At 70.1% G+C, this 22,418-nt stretch carries 17 protein-coding genes; 10 read left to right on the forward strand and 7 right to left on the reverse strand.

Translation table 11 applies throughout. From position 1 onward, the window contains the following. The first annotated feature begins 40 nt into the window (after window positions 1-40). The 8 genes from ACE3QP_RS05630 to ACE3QP_RS05665 all read left to right on the forward strand — a co-directional run bounded on the left by ACE3QP_RS05630 (window position 41) and on the right by ACE3QP_RS05665 (window position 10,041). On the forward strand, window positions 41-1,105 hold the full coding sequence (locus ACE3QP_RS05630; RefSeq protein ID WP_374434471.1) for an ABC transporter ATP-binding protein: 1,065 nt from the start codon (window positions 41-43) through the stop codon (window positions 1,103-1,105). A gap of 128 nt (window positions 1,106-1,233) precedes the next feature. Next, window positions 1,234-2,673 carry a S41 family peptidase gene (locus ACE3QP_RS05635; RefSeq protein WP_374434278.1) on the forward strand — a complete coding sequence of 480 codons (1,440 nt, stop codon included), beginning with the start codon at window positions 1,234-1,236 and terminating at the stop codon, window positions 2,671-2,673. A 1-nt stretch (window position 2,674) separates the two neighbouring features. Beyond that, on the forward strand, window positions 2,675-3,451 hold the full coding sequence (locus ACE3QP_RS05640) for a ThiF family adenylyltransferase (protein ID WP_374434280.1): 777 nt from the start codon (window positions 2,675-2,677) through the stop codon (window positions 3,449-3,451). Window positions 3,452-3,511: 60 nt separating this feature from the next. Continuing rightward, on the forward strand, window positions 3,512-4,399 hold the full coding sequence (locus ACE3QP_RS05645; RefSeq protein ID WP_374434282.1) for a TIGR00730 family Rossman fold protein: 888 nt from the start codon (window positions 3,512-3,514) through the stop codon (window positions 4,397-4,399). Window positions 4,400-4,413: 14 nt separating this feature from the next. Further along, the gene (gene rocF / locus ACE3QP_RS05650; protein ID WP_198113664.1) at window positions 4,414-5,346 is read left to right on the forward strand and encodes an arginase; all 933 of its coding nucleotides are present in this window, start codon (window positions 4,414-4,416) and stop codon (window positions 5,344-5,346) included. Between the two features lie 83 nt (window positions 5,347-5,429). Then, window positions 5,430-6,776 (forward strand): methyl-accepting chemotaxis protein, encoded by a 1,347-nt coding sequence (locus ACE3QP_RS05655; protein WP_374434284.1) that lies wholly within the window; start codon window positions 5,430-5,432, stop codon window positions 6,774-6,776. 84 nt (window positions 6,777-6,860) lie between these two features. Continuing rightward, on the forward strand, window positions 6,861-8,303 hold the full coding sequence (locus ACE3QP_RS05660; RefSeq protein ID WP_374434286.1) for a S10 family peptidase: 1,443 nt from the start codon (window positions 6,861-6,863) through the stop codon (window positions 8,301-8,303). Between the two features lies 1 nt (window position 8,304). Further along, complete coding sequence (locus ACE3QP_RS05665) at window positions 8,305-10,041, forward strand: diguanylate cyclase (protein ID WP_374434288.1); 1,737 nt, start codon at window positions 8,305-8,307, stop codon at window positions 10,039-10,041. Here ACE3QP_RS05665 and ACE3QP_RS05670 read toward each other — a convergent pair. The 7 genes from ACE3QP_RS05670 to hutC form a co-directional block, all read right to left on the reverse strand. Further along, complete coding sequence (locus ACE3QP_RS05670; protein WP_374434290.1) at window positions 10,038-11,243, reverse strand: efflux RND transporter periplasmic adaptor subunit; 1,206 nt, start codon at window positions 11,241-11,243, stop codon at window positions 10,038-10,040. The two genes, ACE3QP_RS05665 and ACE3QP_RS05670, sit on opposite strands and share 4 nt — an antisense overlap. Before the next feature lie 14 nt (window positions 11,244-11,257). After that, window positions 11,258-13,627 (reverse strand): ABC transporter permease, encoded by a 2,370-nt coding sequence (locus ACE3QP_RS05675; protein ID WP_374434291.1) that lies wholly within the window; start codon window positions 13,625-13,627, stop codon window positions 11,258-11,260. A gap of 13 nt (window positions 13,628-13,640) precedes the next feature. Continuing rightward, window positions 13,641-14,369: an ABC transporter ATP-binding protein gene (locus tag ACE3QP_RS05680; RefSeq protein ID WP_374434293.1), complete on the reverse strand. Its 729-nt coding sequence runs from the start codon at window positions 14,367-14,369 to the stop codon at window positions 13,641-13,643. Between the two features lie 44 nt (window positions 14,370-14,413). Next, window positions 14,414-15,724, reverse strand: a complete 1,311-nt coding sequence (hutF, locus tag ACE3QP_RS05685) for a formimidoylglutamate deiminase (RefSeq protein WP_374434295.1) — start codon at window positions 15,722-15,724, stop codon at window positions 14,414-14,416. A 570-nt stretch (window positions 15,725-16,294) separates the two neighbouring features. Beyond that, on the reverse strand, window positions 16,295-17,095 hold the full coding sequence (gene hutG / locus ACE3QP_RS05690; RefSeq protein WP_374434297.1) for an N-formylglutamate deformylase: 801 nt from the start codon (window positions 17,093-17,095) through the stop codon (window positions 16,295-16,297). Next, window positions 17,092-18,309, reverse strand: coding sequence for an imidazolonepropionase (gene hutI, locus ACE3QP_RS05695; protein ID WP_374434299.1), 1,218 nt, complete (start codon window positions 18,307-18,309; stop codon window positions 17,092-17,094). The genes hutG and hutI overlap by 4 nt, the downstream gene beginning before the upstream one ends. Then, window positions 18,306-19,013: a histidine utilization repressor gene (gene hutC / locus ACE3QP_RS05700; protein ID WP_374434301.1), complete on the reverse strand. Its 708-nt coding sequence runs from the start codon at window positions 19,011-19,013 to the stop codon at window positions 18,306-18,308. Before hutC ends, hutI begins: the two co-directional genes overlap by 4 nt. A gap of 79 nt (window positions 19,014-19,092) precedes the next feature. Between hutC and hutU the strand changes: the two genes are divergently transcribed. Together hutU and hutH are read left to right on the forward strand one after the other, a co-directional pair. Beyond that, window positions 19,093-20,766 carry a urocanate hydratase gene (hutU, locus tag ACE3QP_RS05705; protein WP_374434303.1) on the forward strand — a complete coding sequence of 558 codons (1,674 nt, stop codon included), beginning with the start codon at window positions 19,093-19,095 and terminating at the stop codon, window positions 20,764-20,766. A gap of 2 nt (window positions 20,767-20,768) precedes the next feature. Continuing rightward, a complete protein-coding gene (hutH, locus tag ACE3QP_RS05710) occupies window positions 20,769-22,319 on the forward strand; it encodes a histidine ammonia-lyase (protein ID WP_374434305.1) in 1,551 nt (516 codons plus the stop codon). The last annotated feature ends 99 nt before the right edge of the window (window positions 22,320-22,418 follow it).

Consider the following 22,418-nt stretch of genomic DNA (forward strand, 5'->3'; position numbering starts at 1 on the left):
GAACAAGGAGCATTTGCACCACCTCATTATCATGGCGGCCATGTTCCTGGCATTGGATGGAGTGGGCCTGCAATACGGCCAGCGCGGCGCCAAGGTGGCGGCCGTGCGCGGGGTCAGCCTGGGCCTGGGTCGCGGCGAGCTCGGGGTGCTGATCGGGCCCTCGGGCTGCGGCAAGACTTCGCTGCTGCGCGCCATCGCGGGCCTCGAAACTTTGGACAGCGGCCGCGTGCGCTTGGAGGGCGAGTTGCTGGCCGATGCCGGCAGCGGCCTGCAGATGCCGGCCGAGCAGCGCCGCATCGGCCTGGTGTTCCAGGACTTCGCGCTCTTTCCCCACCTGACGGTGGAGGCCAACATCGGCTTCGGCTTGCGCGCGCTGGCCACCCCGGCGCGGCAGGCACGCATCCGCGAGATGCTCGATCTCGTCGGCCTGGAGCATGCCGCCAAGCGCATGCCGCACCAGCTCAGCGGCGGCCAGCAGCAGCGCGTGGCGCTGGCGCGCGCGCTGGCGCCGGCACCGCGCCTGCTGTTGCTGGACGAACCCTTTTCCAGCCTGGACGTGGATCTGCGTGAGTCGCTCTCACAGGACCTGCGTGCCATCCTCAAGGCCAGCGGCACCACGGCCCTGTTCGTCACCCACGACCAGGCCGAGGCCTTTGCCATCGGCGACCGGGTGGGCGTGATGCAGCAGGGCCTGCTGGAGCAGTGGGACGAGCCCTATGCCGTCTACCACCGCCCGGCCACACGCTTCGTCGCCGACTTCATCGGCCACGGCGTGTTCGTGCCCGGCCAGCTGGAAGGCCAGCAGGTGCGCACACCGCTGGGCCTCTTGGACAACGCCCAGGACTGCCCGCTGCCCGGCGCCTACCCGGGCGGCCGCTGCGAGGTGCTGCTGCGCGCCGACGACGTGGTGCATGACGACGCCGCGCCGGTGAAGGCCTGCATCGAGCACAAGGTGTTTCGCGGCGCCGAGTTTCTCTACACCCTGCGCCTGGCCGACGGCACCCGCCTGGTGGCCGCCGTGCCCTCGCACCACGACCACCATGTGGGCGAGTGGATCGGCATCAAGGCCCAGGTGGACCATGTGGTGACCTTCGGCACTGCCTGAACCGCCCAGGACCCTATTAACTACCCTGGAATACGGGCCTAGTTGGCAGTCAGCCCCACAGGGCGCTGCCTATACTGGATTGACAGTTGTTCGCGGCCTTGGGCCGCTTTAGATCGAGTGAGGCGCAGATGGGTGCCAAATTGAAAGTAGCCGGCTGGATGGCGGTCGGTGCGGTGGCCGGTGCGTTGACCACCCTCCAATTCAGTGCCAATGCCCGCGGGGCCCAGGCGGCCCTGCCGCTGGAAGAGCTGCAGCAGCTCGCCGCGGTGTTCGGCATGGTCAAGGCCGAGTACGTCGAGCCCGTGGATGAGAAAAAGCTCATCAACGATGCCATCGCCGGCATGGTCACCGGGCTGGATCCGCACTCTCAGTTCTTCGACAAGAAGAGCTTCCAGGAATTCAAGGAAGGCACCTCGGGCAAGTTCGTCGGCGTCGGCATCGAGGTGGGCATGGAAGACGGCTTCGTGCGCATCGTCTCGCCCATCGAAGGCTCACCGGCCTTCCGCGCCGGCCTGAAGAGCGGCGACCTGATCACCCGCATCGACGACCAGCCGGTCAAGGGCCTGAGCCTGGACCAGGCCGTCAAGCGCATGCGCGGCGAGCCCCAGACCAAGGTGCACCTGAACATCTACCGCAAGGCCGAGAACAAGAGCTTCCCGGTCACCATCGTGCGCGAAGAGATCCGCATGCAGTCGGTGCGCGCCAAGATGGTCGAGCCCGGCTACGCCTGGCTGCGCATCGCGGCCTTCCAGGAGCGCACGGTCGAGGACTTCGCCAAGAAGCTGAACGAGCTCTACCAGCAGGACCCGAAGCTCAAGGGCCTGGTGCTGGACCTGCGCAATGACCCGGGCGGCGTGCTGGAAGGCGCCATCGCCGTCAGCGCCGCCTTCCTGCCGGCCGGCGTGGAAGTCACCTCCACCAACGGCCAGTTGGCCGAATCGAAGTTCAGCTACCGCGCCCAGCCCGAGCATTACCTGCGCCGTGGCCAGCCGGATCTGATCAAGAAGCTGCCCGCCGTCTTCAAGACCCTGCCCATGGTGGTGCTGGTGAATGAAGGATCGGCCTCGGCCAGCGAGATCGTGGCCGGTGCGCTGCAGGACCACAAGCGCGCCCTGATCCTGGGCGCCCAGACCTTCGGCAAGGGCTCGGTGCAGACGGTGCGCCAGCTCAGCCCCGACACCGCGCTGAAGATCACCACCGCGCGCTACTACACACCGAGCGGCCGCTCCATCCAGGCCAAGGGCATCCTGCCCGATCTGTCCATCGACGAAACCGCCGAAGGCAATGTGATCGGTGCGCTGCGCATGCGCGAGGCCGATCTGGAAAAGCATCTGGCCAACCCGAGCGGCAGCTCCGAGGCCGAAGACCAGAAGGCGCGCGAGGCCGAGCGCCGCCGCGTCGAGGAAGAGCTGGCCAAGCGCAACGAACCGCTCAAGCCCCTGCCCGAGTTCGGTGGCGATGCCGACTGGCCGCTGCAGCAGGCCCTGAACCAGCTCAAGGGCAAGCCGGTGGTGCTCTCCAAGGCCCCGCTGGAACGCAAGGCCGAAGCCGAGGCCGCGAAGAAGTAAGTTGCCCGCCACCGCCGACCTCAGCGACCGCCAGCTGCTGCGCTACGCGCGCCACCTGCTGCTGGAGGAACTGGGTATCGAGGGCCAGCAGCGCCTGCTGCAGGCCCATGCGCTGGTCATCGGCGCGGGCGGCCTGGGTTCGCCCGCCCTGCTCTACCTGGCCAGCGCCGGCGTGGGCCGGCTCACGGTGGTGGACCCGGACGCGGTCGAGCTCAGCAATCTGCAGCGCCAGATCGCGCACAGCGACGCGCGCGTCGGTCAGGCCAAGGTGGCTTCGGCCCGCGCAGCGGCGCTGGGTCTGAATCCCGAGCTGCAATTCGACGCCATGCAGGCGCGCGCCGACGCTGCCAGCCTGCCGGCCTGGGTGCAGGCCGCCGATGTGGTGCTGGACTGCACCGACAACTTCAAGACGCGCCAGGCCATCAATGCCGCCTGCGTGGCCGCCAGCAAGCCGCTGGTGTGGGCAGCCGGCGTGGGCTGGGATGCGCAGGCCTCGGTGTGGGATCCGGCCGACCCCGGCTGCCCCTGCTACGCCTGCCTGTTCCCGCCCGATGCCCCGGTGCAGGACGCCAACTGCGCCACCCAGGGCGTGTTTGCCCCGCTGGTGGGCCTGGCCGGCACCTTGCAGGCGGGGGAAGCGCTGAAGCTGCTCGCTGGCCTGGGCTCCGGCCTGGCGCGCCATCTCTGGCTCTTCAATGCCCGCCATACCCGCACCGAGCAGATCGTGCTGGCGCGCGACCCGGCCTGCCCGGTCTGCGGGTCGCATCGGACGAAATAATCTTTCTCCGCACAGCGAATATGCTGTGCGCTTTCTACGCGAAACCAGCAGGAGGAGACCATGTCCCCGCGTCGCGACCTCAAAGAACGAAACTTTCCTAGCGCCGAAGAAGAGCTGCGCCGTGCCGCACCGCCCCCGGGCGACCGCCTGGCCGCCACGCCTGCCTACCGGCTGGCCTTTGCCGACGAAGAATTCCTGCTGCGCGAGGAACTGCGCCCCGTGCGCATGCAGCTGGAGCTGCTGAAGCCCGAGCTGGTGCAGCAGGAGGAAGGCATCGAATCGACCCTGGTGATGTTCGGCAGCGCCCGCATCCAGGATCCGGCCAAGGCCCATGCCGCGCTGCTGGAGGCCCAGAAGTCCGGCAACCCCACCCTCGAGCGCCGCGCCGAGCAGGCGGTGGCGATGAGCGTGTACTACGAAGAGGCGCGCCGCCTGGCCGAGATCGTCACGCGCGAGACCCAGCGTTGCGGCCAGCCGATCTACGTCGTCACTGGCGGCGGCCCCGGCATCATGGAAGCCGGCAACCGCGGCGCCTACGACGCCAAGGGCAAAAGCATCGGCCTGAACATCGTGCTGCCGCACGAGCAGCACCCCAACCCCTACATCACGCCCGAGCTCTGCTTCCGCTTCCACTACTTCGCGCTGCGCAAGATGCACTTCCTGATGCGCTCGGTGGCGCTGGTGTGCTTCCCGGGCGGCTTTGGCACGCTCGATGAGCTGTTCGAGGCCCTGACCCTGATCCAGACCGGCAAATGCCGCGCCCGCCCCATCCTGATGTTCGGGCGTGAGTTCTGGAGCCGCCTGGTCAACTTCGACTACCTGGTGGAGACCGGAATGATCAGCCCCGGCGACGAGCGCATGTTCCGCTTCGTCGAAACCGCCGAGGAAGCCTGGGCGGTGCTGGAACACGAATACGACCTCAAGACCACCGCGCAATGCGCGCTTTGACCCCCGAGAGCACCATGACCCAGATCCGTTCCGTGTCCCTGATCGGGGCCCCCACCGACATCGGCGCCGGCGCGCGTGGCGCCTCCATGGGCCCCGAGGCCCTGCGCGTGGCCGGCATCGGCCCGGCCCTGCAGGCCCGCGGCGTGGATGTGAAGGACTGCGCCAACCTGAGCGGCCCGCACAACCCCTGGCTGCCGCCGGTGGATGGCTACCGCCACCTCGCCGAAGTGGTGGCCTGGAACCAGGCCGTGCACGATGCGGTGTACGCCGAGTTGCAGGGCGGCCGCATGCCCATCCTGCTGGGCGGCGACCACTGCCTGGGCATCGGCTCGATCAGCGCCGTGGCGCGCCACTGCCGCGCCGCCGGCAAGAAGCTGCGCATCCTCTGGCTGGATGCGCATGCCGACTTCAATACCTCGGCGCTCACGCCCAGCGGCAACATCCACGGCATGCCGGTGGCCACGCTGTGCGGCTTCGGTGCGCCCGAGCTGGTGGGCATCGGCGGCTTCAGCGCCGCCCAGCCCGCCATCAGCCCGAAGTGGGTGCGCCAGATCGGCATCCGCAGCGTCGACGAAGGCGAGAAGCGCTTCGTGCACGAGCAGGAGCTCGAAGTCTTCGACATGCGCTACATCGACGAGATGGGCATGCGCCAGGCCATGGAACTGGCGCTGGCGACGATGGACGCCAACACGCACCTGCACGTCAGCTTCGACGTCGATTTCCTCGACCCCGCCATTGCCCCGGGCGTGGGCACCACCGTGCCGGGCGGTCCGAGCTACCGCGAGGCCCAGCTGTGCATGGAAATGATTGCCGACACCGGCCGCCTGGCCAGCCTGGACGTGATGGAGCTGAACCCCGCGCTGGACGAGAAGAACCGCACCGCGCTGCTGGCCGTCGACCTGATCGAATCGCTGTTCGGCAAAAGCACCTTGATGCGAAAAGCTTGACGCATTCGAGGGCGGGAAGGATGCCAACGCGGTAAACCCGCAGCAGACTGCGGATCGATCCGCAGCGCTGAGGAGACCGCATCGTGGCACTGAGTTTTCGCAGCCCCCGTCCGGCCGTCGAGCCTTCGCCAAGCCCCGCACCCAGCAGCGCGCCGCGGCTGGACGCCACCCTCGCCACTCTGGGGCGCCATGCTTCGTCCCTGGGCCAGGGTGCGGCCGAGGTGCGCGGCGTGGTGGACGACACCCTGCTGGCCGTGCAGCGCCAGCACGAAGCCCTGCAGCAGCTCGGCCAGGGCCTGGCCGCCGTGTGCGAGGCGCAGCAGCGCATCGTGTCCGGCAGCGCGCAGAGCCGGCACACCACCGACGCCGCCGCCCAGGCCCTGCAACAGTTGGCCGGTGAGGTGCAGGCGATTGCCGCCGCGCTGCGCCTGGTGAGCGAATCGGCACAGGAAATCACCCAGGTCGCTCTCAACACCCGGCTGGTGGCCTTCAACGCCACGGTGGAGGCCAAGCGCGCTGGCGAAGCCGGCCGCGGCTTTGCCGTGGTGGCCGACGCGGTCAAGGACCTGGCCGGGCGCGTGGAAGCCACCAGCAAGCGCATCGTCGGCTCGGTGCAGCAGCTCGACGCCCGCATCGAGCGCCTGCGCGAGGAGCTGACGCCGCAGGAGTCCGGCCAGGCCAAAGGCATCCATGCCGCCATGGCCGGCATTGACCGCGACGGCGCGGCCATGGCCACTGCAGCCCAGGAATCCGAGGTCGTGGCCCACCGGCTGGACGGCCAGGCACGCGAGCTGCAGGGCCAGCTGGGCCAGACGCAGCAGGGCCTGCAGCGCGCTCTGCGCCATGCCGACAGCTTCCTGACGATGAGCGAGCAGCTGATCGAGACCATTGCCGAAAGCGGCGTGCGCACCGATGACAGCCCCTACATCGAGGCCGCGCAAGGCGCCGCGGCCGAAATCGCCGCGCTGCTGGAAGGGGCGCTGCAGCAGGGCCAGATCAGCCCCGAGGACCTGTTCAGCGAGCGCTACCAGCCGCTGCCCGGCAGCGACCCGCAGCAGCACCTCGCGCCCTTCTCGGCCCTGGCCGAGCAGCTCTTTCCGGCCGTGCAGGAGCGCCTGCTCCAGCTCAGCGACAAGGTGGTGTTCTGCATCGCCGTGGACCGCAACGGCTACGTGCCCATGCACAACCGCAAGCTCAGCCAGCCGCAGCGCCCGGGCGACCCGCTGTGGAACACCGCCAACAGCCGCTGGCGCCGCATCTTCAATGACCGCACCGGCCTGGCCAGCGCGCGCAACACCAAGCCCTTCCTGCTGCAGACCTACCGTCGCGACCTGGGTGGCGGCCAGTACGTGGTGCTGAAGGAATGCGCCGCGCCCATCCAGGTGCGCGGGCGGCACTGGGGTGGGGTGCGGTTGGCCTACAAGTTCTGAGCACAAGTCCGCAGGGGCGGGCGGCCAGCCCGCGCACCTGCTCGGGCACACTTGGGCCCACCTTCACAGAGCCCCCTCATCGCCATGGCCGATGCCCCCGCGCCCGCCCCCACCGAGTCCCGCGTCGAGCGCGAGCACAGCCTGCAGATCGGCGCGCAGACCCTGCGCTACCGCGCCAGCGCCGGCACCCTGCTGCTGCGCGAGCCCGAGCTGAAGGACGGCACGCTGCAGGGTGAGCCGGTCAAGGCGCAGGTCTTCTACACCGCCTACACGCTGCTGGATGCGCCGCCCAACCGGCCCATCCTGTTCTCGCTGAACGGCGGGCCGGGCAGCAGCAGCGTGTGGCTGCACCTGGGCCTGCTGGGCCCGCAGCGCGTGCACAGCGATGCCCTGGGCGACTGCGGCCAGCCGCCCTATGCGCTGGTGGACAACGAGGACAGCCTGCTGACGCACGCCGACCTGGTCTTCATCGACCCGGTGGGTACGGGTTTCTCGCGCATGGTCGAAGGCCAGAAGGCCACCGAGTACCACGAGGTGCAGCGCGACCTCGACGCCATTGCCGACTTCATGCGCCGCTACCTGACGCGCGAGGGCCGCTGGGGCAGCCCCAAGTACCTGCTGGGCGAGAGCTACGGCAGCACGCGCGCCGCGGCGCTGGCGCGCCAGCTGCAGGAAAAGTGCGAGCTGATGCTCAACGGCGTGGTGCTGGTCTCGCCGGCGATGGACTTCCAGACCTTCAGCTTCGACCGCGGCAACGACTTGCCCTACCTCTGCTTCCTGCCCACCTACGCCGCCACCGCCTGGTACCACCAGGCGCTGGCGCCGGAGTTGCAGGCGCTCACCGTGGAGGCGCTCATCGAACGCGCCCAGGCCTTTGCCCTCGGCCCCTACGCCAGCGCCCTGCTGCTGGGCGACCGCTTGGGCCAAGCCCAGGCCCGCGAAGTGGCTGCGCAGGCCGCCGAGCTGACCGGCCTGGACGCCGACTACCTGCTGCGCTGCCATCTGCGCGTGGATGACGAGCGCTTCTTCAAGCAGCTGCTGCGCGGCCGCGGCCTGGTGGTGGGCCGGCTGGACAGCCGCTTCACCGGCCACGACCGCGACGACGTGGGCGAGAAGGCCGAGGACGACCCGAGTTACACCAACCTGGCCGGTGCCTACCGCGTCGGGCTGGAGCGCACCCTGCACGAACGCCTGGGCTGGATGGGCGACGCGCCCTACCACCTGCTCGCCCCGCTCTACAAGAGCTGGAGCTACAAAGGCTTCGAGAACAAGTACCTGCACACCGGCGAGCTGCTGCGCCAGGCCCTGCACCACCAGCCCAGCCTGCGCGTGTACGTGGCCTGCGGCCAGTTCGACCTGGCCACCCCGCCCGACGCCGCCCTGCACAGCCTGGCGCACATGGCGCTGCGCCCGCACCTGAAGGGGCAAATCCGCATGGCGCAGTTCCCGGCCGGGCACATGATGTACATCCATGCCGAAAGCCGCCGCCGTCTGGCTGCCGAACTGCGGGAATTCATCCAAGCCTGACATGCAAGAAAGCGAGTGCCGAAGCGCCGAAGCCCTGCTCCAGCAGGGCAATCACAGCGCTGCGGCCCTGCGGCTCGAAGCCCTGCTGCCGCAGGCCCAGGGCGGCCCCGAGCGGGCCCGCGTACTGAACGACCTGGCGCGCGCCTACGCCCGCCTGGGCCGGCCGCAAGACTGCGTGCGCGTGGCCAGCGAGGCCGTGCACCTGCTGGAGCGCCAGGAGGCGCTGGGCCCGCTGTGCGAGGCGCGCTGCAATCTGTCGCTTGCCTACTCGCTGCTCTCGCTGGGGCGCGAGGCGCTGGAGCAGGCGCTCTCCGCGCTGAACCTGGCGCGCCGGCTGCAAGATCCCGAAGGAAACGCCGGGCCGCCCCAAGTTTCCTTGTCCCCCTCGGGGGGGGGACCGGGCGCAGGCCGGACCTGGGGGCGTGCGGAACTCGAAGGCTGGGCCCTGGCACGGCTGGGCAATGCCTATGCCGCGCTGGACAACCCCGCGCAGGCCCGTGAGACCACTCAGCTCGCGCGCGAAATTGCGCTGCAGCATGGCCTGCCCGAGCTCGACTTCGCCTGCCTGAACAACCAGGCCTTCTTCACGCTCTACGAGTACGAGGAGCTGCTGATCGACGGCGAGACCGAGCAGGCCGTGGTGGTGCAGGCGATGGCGCAGCTGCTGTCCGAACAGGCGGTGGCCTGCGCGCAGGCGCAGGGCAATCCGTACCGCATTGCGCTGGCGCTTTCCAACCTCGTCGAGGCCCTGCTGCAGGGGCAGGACTGGGACCGCGCCGCGCCGCTCATCGAGTACCTGGACCAGACCGCGCAGGAGCACGAGTTCGCCGGCCTGTCCATCAGCACGCGGCTGCACCGCGCCGTGCTGGCGCGCGGCCGCGGCCAGCATGCCGAGGCCATTGCCGCGGCCGAGAGCCTGCTGCAGCTGCGCGGCGACGCCATCCTGCCGCGCCTGCAGCGCCGCGCCTTGCGCCTGCTCTACGAATGCCACAAGGCCGCCGGCGCGCACGAGGCCGCGCTGACCGACCTGGAGGCCCTGATGCGCGCCGAGCGCCTGGCCACACGCACCGTGCAGTTGGCCCAGACCGAGGTGCTGCTGATCCGCCAGGAAGTCGACCAGGCGATGGCGCGCGCCGAGCACGCGCGCGCCGATGCCGACCGCGAGCGTGAGCGCGTGCTGGCGCTGGAGCGCGAGCACGAGGCCCTGCGCGAGCAACTGGCGCGCAGCGACCGCGCCGCCCGCGAGGACGTGCTGACCCGGCTGGCCAACCGCCGCCACGCCGAGCAGGCGCTGCCGTTGATGTGGGAGCAGACCCCCAGCCCCGACACGCCCTTCGCCGTGGCGATGCTGGACATCGACCACTTCAAGCGTGTGAACGACCAGTTCGGCCACGCCGTGGGCGACGCCGTGCTGCGCGAGCTGGCCCAGCTGCTGCGCCAGCGCCTGCGCAGTGCCGACCTGCTGGCCCGTTGGGGCGGCGAGGAGTTCCTCATCGGCCTGGTGGGCCCGCCCGCGCGCGATGCCGAGGCGGTGCTGGAGCGCCTGCGCAGCGCCGTGATGGAGCACCCCTGGGAGCGCGTGCATGCCGGCCTGCGGCTGACCATCAGCATCGGCCTGGCGCTGCGCGGCATGGGCAACGGCGCCCCGGCCGAGGAGCCGCGCGAGCTGGTGCAGGCGGCCGACATCGCGCTCTACCAGGCCAAGCACGCCGGGCGCAACCGCCTGCGTCTGGCTTAGCGCGGCTTCACGCGCGCGCCGTCCAGCAAACCCTGCGGCGGGTAGACGATCACCCGGTCTCCGGGCTTCAAGCCCTCGCCAATCCAGGCCTCGCGCTCGTTGCGGGCCCCCAGCTTCACCTCGCGCAATTGCGCGCGCCCACCCTCGACGCGGAACACCGCATGGCGGCCGGCCGCGGCGCCCGGCAGGGGGAACACGGCGCTCACCGGCACCAGGGGCACATCGGCCCGCTGCTGGGTGAGCACGCGCACGCCCACGCGGTAGCCATCGCCCAGGCCGCGGCGCTGCTCGGGCGGGCTCACCAGCCCGATCTGCACGCGCACCCGCTGTTCCTCCACGCCCAGGGCCGAGACCTTGGTGAAGGCGCCCGGTTCGACCCGCAGCACCCGACCCTGCAGCACCGCCGGCCCGCCCCAGCGCTCGATGCGCACCGGCTGCCCGGGCTGGATCTGCAGCGCGTCCGTGCTCAGCAGCTCGGCCACCACCTCCAGCTGCGCCAGGTCGCCCAGCTCGATCAGCGGCGTCCCCAAAGCCACCAGGGTTTCGCTGGGCTGGTGCACGCGCAGCACCTGGCCGGCCACCGGTGCGCGCAGCTCGAAGGCATCCACGCGGCCGCGTGCGGCGCCGGCCTGGAAGGCGCCCAGCGCCGCCTGCGCCTGCTCCAGCGCGTGCTGTGCCATGTGGCGCTCGGCCTGCGCGCTGCGCTGCTCGGCCGCGGCGGCCTTCAGGGCCAGGGCCGCATCCTCGTGCTGCGCCCCGGCCACGAAGCCCTGCGCGCCCAGGGTGGCGCTGCGCTGCTCCTTCTTCTGAGCCAGGGCCAGTGCCGCGGTGGCGGCCGCCAGCCGGGCCTGGGCGCGGCCCAGCTCGGCCTCGGCGGCCTCGGCCTGCGCGGCCAGCTCGGCGCGGCTGCGGGCGTCGCGCAGTGGCGCCAGGCTGGCTTCGATCTGGCCCATCACCTGGCCGGCCTGCACGGCGTCGCCCGCCTCCAGCGTGGGCCGCAGCCAGCGCCCGGCCAGCGGCGCGGCCACTTGGTAGCGCTGCACCACCTGCGTCTTGCCGTCTTCCTCGATGCCAGCCTCGAACAGGCCGGTGCGCACCTCGGCCAGATCGACCTTGACGGGCCGGGGCGCAAAGGCCCAGCCCAGCAGGGCCAGCAGCGCCACACCGGCACCGGCCAACAGCCATTTCGTTCCCATCTGCATGCCTATCTGCCTTCCTATTCGCGCGTCTTCAGCGCGGCCACCATGTCCAGCCGGTCGATGCGCCGGCGCACCACCAGCGCGCTGGCCACGCCGGCCGCCAACACCGCCAGCGCCGCCCAGGCATAGGTGCGTGCCTGGATGACCACCGGGAAGAGGAACTGGTCCGTCTTCAACAAACCGACCAGGGCGTGCGTCAGGCCCGAACCCAGCAGCATGCCCAGCGGCAGGCCCACGGCGATCACGATCGCCATCTCGCCCAGCAGCAGGGTGGACACCTCGGCGCGCGTGAAGCCCAGCACCCGAAGCGAGGCCAGCTCCCAGCTGCGCTCGGCCAGCGCAATGCGCGCGTTGTTGTAGACCACGCCCACCGCGATGACGCTGGCGAACAGGGTCAGGACGGTGCTCATGATGCGCACATTGCGCGCGCTGATCTCTTCCATATTGCGCAGCAGCGTGGCCTTGCTGAAGCTGCCCACCACCAGCGGGCGCTCGCGCAGCGCCTGCAGCACCTCGGCCTCGCGCCCGCGCTCGACGATGAGCGCGAATTGCGAGGCCACATCGCCCTCGCCCAGCAGGCGGTTGAGTGCGCGCCGTTCGATGTAGGCGTTCAGGCCCATCATTTCGCGCACCGTGGCCTCCAGCGGCAGGCTGAGCAGGCGCCCGCTGCCGTCCTGCAGTTCCAACTGCACCGTGTCGCCCGCGCGCAGGCCGAGCTTGTCGGCCAGACGGTCGGTCATCAGCAGACCGGTGGGGCTCGGCAGGCTGGCGCGCCCGTCCACGTCGACGATGCGGCGCGCTTCGGGCTGGGCGGCATAGCCCTGCAGGCTGCCGCGCTGCTGGCGCAGGCCGTTGCGGAGGTTCACCGGCAGGTCGCGCCCGGGCTCCACCTGCAGCACGCCAGGCAGGCGCGCCAGCTCCAGGCGCGCCTGGGCGCCGCCCGCCTCGGCGCGCCAGACGATCAGATCGGCGCGCATCACCTGGTTGAACTGCGCGTCGACGATGGTGTCGATCGCATCCCGAAAGAAGTTGCCCAGCACCACGATGGCCACCGCAGCGGCCACGCCGGCCACCGCCAGGGCGCTGCGCCAGGGGCGCCGCTCCATCTGGCGCAGGATCATGCGCAGCGGCACGCTAGCGCGCACCAGGGGCAAGCGCTCCAGCACCGAGGGGCGGTAGCGCCCCGGGGCCGCGGGCCGCATGGCCTCGGCCGGCGCCAGGCGCACGGTGGCGGCAATGGCGTTGAGCGTGCCGGCCACGGCCATCGCCACCGACAGCGCGGCGCTGCCCAGCACCAGGCCGGGCTCCAGAACATGCTCGAAGCTGAGGAAGCGGAAGAACTCCGCGTACAGCCGGGTCATCATCAAACCCAGGGCCTTGCCCAGCACCAGGCCCAGCAGCAGGCCCAGGGCCACGATCACCAGCACCAGCTTCAGGTAGTGCAGCGCAATGTGCGCGTTCGCATAGCCCAGGGCCTTGAGCGCGGCGATCTGCTCGCGCTGCGTCAACACCAGGCGGGCCACCACCACGTTGAGCAGAAAGGCCGCCACGGCCAGCGAGATGACGGGCAGCAGGGTGCCGAGCACGCGCTGCTCATTGATCTCGTTCTCCAGCATCGCGTGCGAGGTCTGCTCCGTGCGGCCGATGGAGGCGCGCCCGCCGTAGGGCCGCAGCAGCTCGTCCAGCCGGCTCGTCAGCGCCACGGCATCGGCGCCCGGGGCCAGCTTGAGCGCCACCTGGTTGAAGGCGCCGCGCATGTCGTAGGCCCCGGCCAGCTGCTCGCGGTCCAGCCACAGCACGCCAAAGCCGCGCAGGTCGGGCATGCCACCCAGACCGGCAAAGATGAACTCGGGGCTGAGGGCCCAGCCAACCACCTGCAGCTCGCGCTCGCGCCCGTTGATCAGGGCCTTGAAGCGCGCCCCCGGCAGCAGGCCGCGCGCCTCGGCAAAGGCGGCCGAGACCAGCACCTCGATGGCGCCGCTGCCCGCAGTGGCACCGGCCTGCAGGCCACGCCCGCGCGAAACGAAAAGCTGGTTCAGCCGCGGCGGGCTGCGCAGGTCCAGGCCGATCAGCTGGCCCAGCACCGGGTCGTCCACGCCCGGCAGCTCCAGCCGCACCACCTGCTCGATGCGGGTCTGCACCTCGGCCACGCCGGGCAGCTCGCGCAGCCGCGCCTCCAGACCCTGCGGGGCGCGCTTGAGGCCTGCGAACACATCGGCAAAGCGGCCCTGGGCGTAGAAGGCCTCGCGCGCAGCGGCGAGCGAGTCCACGGACGACAGCGTGGTCAGAAAGCCGCCCATGCCGCAGGCCACCACCAGGGCGATGGTGAGGGCCTGGCTCCACATCAGCCGCAGGTCGCGCAGCAGCTTGCGGTCCAGGGCTTTCATGGCGGCAGCGCGCTCACCAGCTCAGCTCGGCCGGCGTGAGCTTGTGGGGGTTGCGCTCGATGCGCTGGATGCGCCCGTCGCTCAGGTGGATGATGCGATCGGCCATGCCCGCGATGGCAGCGTTGTGCGTGATGACGATGACCGTGGTGCCGAGCTCCTGGTTGATGCGGGCGATCACCTCCAGCACCAGCTTGCCGGTCTGGTAGTCAAGCGCGCCGGTGGGCTCGTCGCACAGCAGCAGGTCGGGTCGCTTGACGATGGCGCGGGCGATGGCCACCCGCTGCTGCTCGCCGCCCGAGAGCTGGGCCGGAAAGTGGTGGGCGCGCGGCGCCAGGCCGACGCGCGTGATCGCTTCGTCCACCGGCATGGGGTGCTCGCTGATGTCGGTGACCAGGGCGACGTTTTCGCGCACGGTCAGGCTGGGGATCAGGTTGTAGAACTGGAACACGAAGCCGACGTGCTCGCGCCGGTAGCGCGTCAGCTCGGCCTCGCTGGCGCCGCTGAGGCGGTGCTCGCAAAAGCGCAGCTCGCCGCTGCTGGGAATGTCCAGCCCGCCCAGGATGTTCAGCAGCGTGGACTTGCCGCTGCCGGAGGCCCCGAGCAGCACGATGAACTCGCCGCGCTGCACTTCCAGGTCCACGCCGCGCAGCGCGTGCACGGCGGCCTCGCCCTCGCCATAGGTCTTGCTCAGCTGGCTGGCCAGGAACACGGTGTCTGCGGTGGGTGCGGCGGCATCTCCCATCCTGCAAGCATCGCCGCAAGGCCGCCGGGCGGCCTTGCGTGTCGTCAAGGCCGGCCGAGCACCCGCCCGGCCACCCCCACCTCGGCCCACAGCGGCCCGGCACTGGCGAACACCAGCGCATCCAGCCAGCGCGCCATGGGCACACCTTCCAGGCCCTCGGCGGCCAGGTCCAGCACCAGCCAGTCGGCGCGCGCGCCCTGCTGCAAGCCCCAATGCGCGAAGCCGGCGGCGCGACCGCTGCCAGCCAGCATGGCGTCAAACAGGCGCGCGGCGCTGCTGGGCTGGCGGCCGGGTTGGCTGGCCACATTGCGCTGGCGCTTGACGAGGCGCTGGCCGTATTCCAGCCAGCGCAGCTCCTCGCGCCACTCGCGCCCGACCTCGGAGTCGCTGCCCACGGTCAGCGGCACGCCGGCGTCCAAGTACCCGGTCAGCGGCGCCAGGCCATCGCCCAGGTTGGCCTCGGTGGTCGGGCAGATCACCACGCCGGCGCCCTGGCGGGCCAGCAGCTCCACCTCGAAAGGCTCTGCGTGCGTGGCGTGCACCAGCTGCCAGCGCGCGTCCAGGCCCTGCTGCTGGCACAGCCATTCGATGGGGCGCTGGCCGGTGTGAGCCAGGCAGTCGCGCACCTCGCCGGTCTGCTCGGCGACGTGGATGTGGATGGGCAGGTCCTGCTCGCCGATCTGCTGCATCAGCTGGGCGATGTCCTCGGCATGGGCGGCACGCAGCGAATGCAGGGCCACGCCGGCATTCACCGTGGCGCTGCGCTGGCTGTTGATGCGACGCTGCGCGTTGAACACCCAGTCGGCATCGGTCTTGAAGCGGCGCTGCGTGTCCTTCAGGCCCTTCACGCCGAAGCCCTGGTGGGCGTAAAGCACTGGCAGCATGGTGATGCCGATGCCGGCCTCCTTTGCCGCCTCGATCAAGGCCCAGGCCATGGTCAGCTCGTCGTCGTAGGGTTGGCCGTCGGGGCGGTGCTGCAGGTAGTGGAACTCGCAGACCTGGGTGTAGCCGCCGCGCAGCAGCTCGCGGTACAGACGCGTGGCCACCTGCTTCAGCTGTTCGGGGCTGATGCTGAGCGCCACGGCATACATGGCCTCGCGCCAGCTCCAGAAGTCGTCGCTCTCGCTGTCGCGCGTCTCGGCGCCGCCGGCCATGGCACGTTGGAAGGCGTGGCTGTGGGCATCGACCAGCGGGGGGATGACCGGGCCCTTCAGCGCTCTTGCGTCTTGCGGCTGGGGGACGTTGGGGGTGATCGACTGCCAGCGGCCGGCGCTGTCAATTTCGAGCAGGACGTCTTCTTGCCAGCGGCCTTGGAGCCAGGCGGCGGGGGTCCAGAGTTTTGTCTCGTTCTGCATGTCTTCCTGCCTCGTTCAGTTCGGCTCGAAACAGCCCGCCGGGATTCCGCCCCGACAGGCGGGTCACTTTCTTTGCTGCGCCAAAGAAAGTGACCAAAGAAAGGCGCTGAATGCACGCAGCCGACCTAGGGTCGGCCGCGACTGCACGGCTGGTTCACATGGCTCCCACACCCCTCCTGGGACTGCGAAAACCTGCCCGCTAAGCTGGCCGGAGTACCGGCCGACTAGACCACCGCTAACCATCACGGGCTTTCTGCGATGAATGGAGCCCCAACGAGCGGTTTGGCGTGGGCCGAAGCTGATTGGGGGTCTGTTCTTCGGAGCGCCCAGGGTGATGGTTTGCGGTGCCAGGGACGACCGGTACCCCGGGCGCCTTCGTCGTCCTGACCGTCGGAGTCAGATGAGGGCTCGTGTCAGTGTGAGCCCAAGCACCGCCATCACAGTTCGCCCCTAGGGCGACTGTGCGCATTGGCGCCTTTCTTTGCCCCGCGTTTCTTTGGCGCAGCAAAGAAATGCGGGTCGGGGTTCGGGGGTGAAGCCCCCGAGGGCTCCCACGAGCAGCAAAAATCATCAAGAAGCCGCACCCAGATAAGCCTTCAACAAGCTCTCCAGCAAGGGAGACAGCTCCGCAGCACGCTCCACCAGGTACGGCCGCGGCGCCGGCTCGCGCTTGTCTTCGAGCATGTAGATCGCCTGCACCATCTCCATCTGCAGCGCATGCACCCCATGCTCGGGCTTGCCATAGTGCCGCGTGATGTGCCCACCCTTGAAGCGCCCATCCACCACCTGCGAGTAACGCGTCTGCGCAGCCAGCACAGCCGCCACCTTGGCCAGGATGGGCGCCGCGCAGGCCGCACCGCTGGCGCTGCCCAGGTTCAGGTCCGGCAGCCGGCCTTCGAACAGCCAGGGCAGCTCGGATTCGATCGAGTGACCGTCCCACAGCAGCGCCACTCCATGCGCGGCCTTCAAGCGCTCCAGCTCGCCGGCAAGCGCCTGGTGGTAAGGCCGCCAGTACAGCTGCAGCCGGCGCTGGCGCTCGGCGGCGTCGGGCTCGCGGCCGGGGTGATACAGCGGCTGGCCCTCGAAGTCGCGCGTCGGGCACAGCTCGGTGTTGCTGGCGCCGGGGTACATGGGCGCGTCGTTGTCGGGGCGATTCAGGTCGATCACATAGCGCGAGTAGCGCGGCACCAGCAGGCTGGCGCCCAGGCGCTCGGCGATCGGGCGGTACAAGCGTTCCAGGTGCCAGTCGGTGTCGGCGCTGGTGCGGGCCTTGTCCACGTAGTGGGGGCAGAGCTCGGAGGGGATCTCGAAGCCCACATGGGGCAGGCTGATGAGGAGCGGCACGGAGCCGCGGGTCAGGGTAAAGCTCATGCGGGCAACTCCTGGTCGGCCACGCCGCCAAAGATCCGGTTCAACAAGGGCCGCCCGCCCAGCCAGTAGCTGAGCTCGCGCGGGTGGTCCACGCCCCAGACGCAGAAGTCGGCACGCGTGCCGGCCGCCAGCACGCCACGGTCCTGCAGGCCCAAGGCGCGGGCGGCGTTCACCGTCAGGCCGCGCAGGGCTTCTTCGGGCGTGAGGCGGAAGTGGATGCAGGCCAGCTGCAGCGTGGCCAGCAGCGAGAGCACGGGCGCGGTGCCGGGGTTGTGGTCGGTGGCCAGGGCCATGGGCACGCCGGCCTCGCGCAGAGCGGCGATGGGCGGCAGCTTGGTTTCACGCAGGCAGTGGTAGGCGCCGGGTAGCAGCATGGCAACCGTGCCCGCCTGCGCCATGGCCTGCACGCCTTCGGGGCTGAGCCATTCGAGGTGGTCGGCGCTCAGGCCGCCAAAGCGCGCAGTCAGCTGACTGCCAGCCTGGTCGCTGAGCTGCTCGGCGTGCAGCTTGACGGGCAATCCGAGTTCGCGCGCCCGCTCGAACAGGCGCTCGACCTGCGCCGCGCTGAAGCCGATGGTTTCGCAAAAGGCGTCCACCGCATCCACCAGGCCCTCCGCCTGCAACAGCGGCAGATCATCGAGACAGGCGCTGACGTAGTCGTCGGCCCGGCCCTCGAACTCCGGCGGCAGCGCATGCATCCCCAGATAGGTGGTGCGCACCTGCACGCCCTGCGCGGCCAGGGCACGCGCCACGCGCAGCATCTTGGCCTCGTGCTCACGGCTCAGGCCGTAGCCGCTCTTGATCTCGATGGTCGTCAGGCCCTCGGCCTTCAAGGCCGCCAGGCGCTTGGATGCCGAGGCCAACAACTCGGGCTCGCTGGCCGCGCGCGTGTGCGCCACGGTGGAGCGGATGCCGCCGCCGGCGCGGGCGATTTCCTCGTAGCTGGCCCCTTGCAGGCGCAGCTCGAATTCATGGCCGCGGTGGCCGCCGTAGACGAGGTGGGTGTGGGCGTCGATCAGCCCCGGTGTGACCCAGGCGCCCTGCAGCGAATGCTCGCGCGCCACCGCGGCGTCGCGCGGCAGCTCAGCCAGCGGGCCGACCCAGGTGATCTGCTCACCCTGCGTCAGCAGCGCGCCGTTCTCGATCGCGCCCCAGGGCTCGCTGCCCGCCAAGGTGGCCAGGCGCGCATCGCGCCACAGCGTCAGTTCATTCATGCGTCAAAACTCCCGGTCAGGACATGGCGGGCGCCGGGGTGCACCAGGCGCACCCAGGTCACCGTGCCGCTGGGGCTGCGGCTCACGCGCTCGATCACCAGGCAGGGGTCGCCCGGCTGCAGGCCCAGGGCGGCGGCCTGCTCGGCATTGGCGGCGGCGGCCTCGATCTGGTAGTGCGCACCCGTCAGCGGCGCCACCTGCAGCAGGTAGGCGGTGGGGGTCAGGGTCTTGAAGTCCTGTGCCAGGTAGTCGGGCGCGCAGGCCGGGTTCACCAGGCGCTCTTCCAGCTGCAGCGGCAGGCCGTTCTCGCGGTGCAGGATGCGGCTGTGGAACAGGCGCGCGCCGGTTTCCAGGCCCAGCAGCTGGGCCTCGCCGCGGCGTGCGCGGCGTTCGCCCATCTGCAGGATCTCGGCCTCGTGGCGGTGGCCGCGCGCAGCGATCTCGTCGTGGATGTCGCGGATCACCAGCGTGCCGGCCACGCGCTCCAGCGGCGCCACAAAGCTGCCCGCGCCCTGCTGGCGGCGGATCAGGCCTTCCTGCTCCAGCTCGCGCAAGGCGCGGTTCACCGTCATGCGGCTGACGCCGAATTGCGCCACCAGCTCGGCCTCGCTGGGCAGGCGGTCGCCGACCGTCCATTGGCCGCTCTTGATGCCGTCGCGCAGATGGCTCTGCACCAGCTGATACCGGGGTTCGATGTCTGCCATGGCTTGATTGTGCAGCCTCTTGACTTCACTTGTCTAGACAACTTAGGATGACCCCATCCCGTCCCGCTGGAGCCCCTCCATGTCCTATCCCCGCGTCGTCCGCGCCCCCCGTGGCACCGAGCTGTCGTGCAAGAACTGGCTCACTGAAGCCGCCTTCCGCATGATCCAGAACAACCTGGACCCCGAAGTGGCCGAGCGCCCCGAGGACCTGGTGGTCTACGGCGGCATCGGCAAGGCCGCGCGCAACTGGGAGGCCTTTGATCGCATCCTCGCGAGCTTGAAGACTCTTGAAAACGACCAGACCCTGCTGATCCAGAGCGGCAAGCCGGTCGGTGTGTTCCCCACCCACCCGAACGCCCCGCGCGTGCTGCTGGCCAACAGCAATCTGGTGCCGGCCTGGGCCACCTGGGAGCACTTCAATGAGCTGGACCGCAAGGGCTTGATGATGTACGGCCAGATGACGGCCGGCAGCTGGATCTACATCGGCACGCAAGGCATCGTGCAGGGCACGTATGAAACCTTCGCCGAGGCCGGCCGCCAGCATTACGGTGGCAGCCTGGCCGGGCGCTGGGTGCTGACCGCGGGCCTGGGCGGCATGGGCGGCGCCCAGCCCTTGGCCGCCACCTTTGCCGGCGCCTGCTCGCTGAACATCGAGTGCCAGCAAAGCCGCATCGATTTCCGCCTCAAGACCCGTTATGTCGACGAGCAGGCCAAGGACCTGGACGACGCGCTGGCGCGCATCGCCAAGTACACGGCCGAGAAGAAGGCGGTCTCGATCGCCCTGCTCGGCAACGCGGCCGAAATCCTTCCTGAACTGGTGAAGCGCGCCAAGGCCGGCACCGCCATCAAGCCGGACATCGTGACCGACCAGACCTCGGCGCACGACCTGATCAACGGCTACCTGCCGATCGGCTGGACGGTGGAGCAATGGCAGGCCGCTGCGGCCGACCCGGCCCAGCATGCCGACCTCAAGGCCGCCGCTGCCCGCGGCTGCGCCGTGCACGTGCAGGCCATGCTGGACTTCCAGGCCATGGGCATCCCCACCGTGGACTACGGCAACAACATCCGCCAGGTCGCGCTGGACCAGGGCGTCAAGAACGCCTTCGACTTCCCCGGCTTCGTGCCCGCCTATGTGCGGCCCCAGTTCTGCGAAGGCCGCGGCCCGTTCCGCTGGGTGGCACTGAGCGGCGACCCCGAGGACATCTACAAGACCGACGCCAAGATCAAGGAGCTCTTCCCCGAAGAGACCCGCGTGCACCGCTGGCTGGACATGGCGCGCGAGCGCATCGCCTTCCAGGGCCTGCCGGCGCGCATCTGCTGGCTGGGCCTGGGTCAGCGCCATCTGGCCGGTCTGGCCTTCAACGAGATGGTCGCCAAGGGCGAGCTGAAGGCCCCGATCGTGATCGGCCGCGACCACCTGGACTGCGGTTCGGTGGCCAGCCCGAACCGCGAGACCGAAAGCATGATGGACGGCAGCGATGCCGTCAGCGACTGGCCGCTGCTGAACGCCATGCTGAACACCGCCGGCGGCGCCACCTGGGTCAGCCTGCACCATGGCGGCGGCGTGGGCATGGGCTACAGCCAGCACAGCGGCGTGGTGATCGTGGCCGACGGCACGCCCGAGGCCGCCGAGCGCCTCAAGCGCGTGCTCTGGAACGACCCCGGCACCGGCGTGATGCGCCATGCCGATGCGGGCTACGAGATTGCCCAAACCTGCGCCCGCGAACGCGGTCTGAACCTGCCGAGCCTCTGAACATGACGACCACTCTGAAACTCACCCCCGGCGCACTGACCCTTGACCAACTGCGCGCCATCCAGCAAGGCGGCGTGCGTCTGGAACTCGTGCCCGAGGCTTGGGAAGACATCAACCGCGGTGCCGCCGTGGTGCAGAAGGCGGCGGCGGGCGACGCCGCCGTCTACGGCGTCAACACCGGCTTCGGCAAGCTGGCCAGCAAGCGCATTGCCAAGGACGAGCTGGATACCCTGCAGCGCAACCTGATCCGCTCGCATTGCGTGGGGGTGGGCGCGCCCATGAACGAGCGCGTGCTGCGCCTGATGCTGGCCACCAAGCTCGCCAGCCTGGCGCGCGGCATCTCGGGCGTGCGGCCCGAAGTGGTGCAGGCCCTGCTCGACGTGTTCAACGCCGGCCTGACGCCCTACGTGCCCTGCCAGGGCTCGGTGGGCGCCTCGGGTGATCTGGCGCCGCTCTCGCACATGACGCTGGCGCTGATGGGCGAAGGCGAGATGTTGGTGGACGGCCAGCGCCGCCCCGCCGGCCAGGTACTGGAAGCGGCGGGCCTGAAGCCGCTGAAGCTCGCGGCCAAAGAAGGCCTGGCCCTGATCAACGGCACCCAGACCAGCACCGCGCTGGCACTGGACGCGCTGATGCGCTTCGAGGTGCTGTACGCCAGCGCTGTGGTCAGCGGCGCACTGAGCCTGGACGCCGCACGCGGCAGCGACGGCCCGTTTGACGCCCGCATCCACGCCGTGCGCGGCCAGCCGGGCCAGATCGAGGTGGCCGGCGTGTACCGCGAGCTGCTCAAGGGCAGCGCCATCCGCGCCAGCCACGCCGAAAACGACGACCGCGTGCAGGATCCCTACTGCCTGCGCTGCCAGCCCCAGGTGATGGGCGCCTGCCTGGACCAGGCCCGCTATGTGCGCGACGTGCTGCTGCGCGAGGCCAATGCGGTGACGGACAACCCGCTCGTCTTCGCCGAGAAGGACGGCAGCGCCACGATGATCAGCGGCGGCAACTTCCACGCCGAGCCGGTGGCCCTGGCCGCCGACGCGCTGGCGGTGGCGATTGCCGAAGTCGGCGCCATCGCCGAGCGCCGCATCGCCATGCTGATCGACACCGGTGTGTCGCGCCTGCCCGCCTTCCTGACCGAGAACGCCGGCCTGAACAGCGGCTTCATGATCGCCCACGTGACCGCGGCCGCCCTGGCCAGCGAGAACAAGAGCCTGGCCCATCCGGCCAGCGTGGACAGCCTGCCGACCAGCGCCAACCAGGAAGACCATGTCTCGATGGCCACCTTCGGCGCCCGCCGGCTTGGCCCGATGCTGGACAACAGCGGCCACATCGTCGCCATCGAGTGGCTGGCCGCTTGCCAGGGCTTCGAGTTCCTGCGCCCGTTGAAGAGTTCGGCGGCGCTGGAAGGTGCGTACGAGCTGCTGCGCAGCAAGGCACCGGCAATGAATACGGACCACTACCTGGCGCCGGATATCGAGGCGGCGTTTGCGATGGTCCAGGCGGGCGCGCTGGCCGGCATCGCAGGGCAGCAGGGCGCGCTACGCGTCTTCGGCTGACGGACGCCGAGAGCGGCAGCCCGGCGCAGGCCTGGGTCTCCGCTCTCATCCCGGAGCAGGAGACCCTGGTTCCGGGATCGCGGTGGAAGATGCGCCGTC

Source organism: Inhella sp. (genome assembly GCF_041912635.1).
Classification (GTDB): domain Bacteria; phylum Pseudomonadota; class Gammaproteobacteria; order Burkholderiales; family Burkholderiaceae_C; genus Inhella.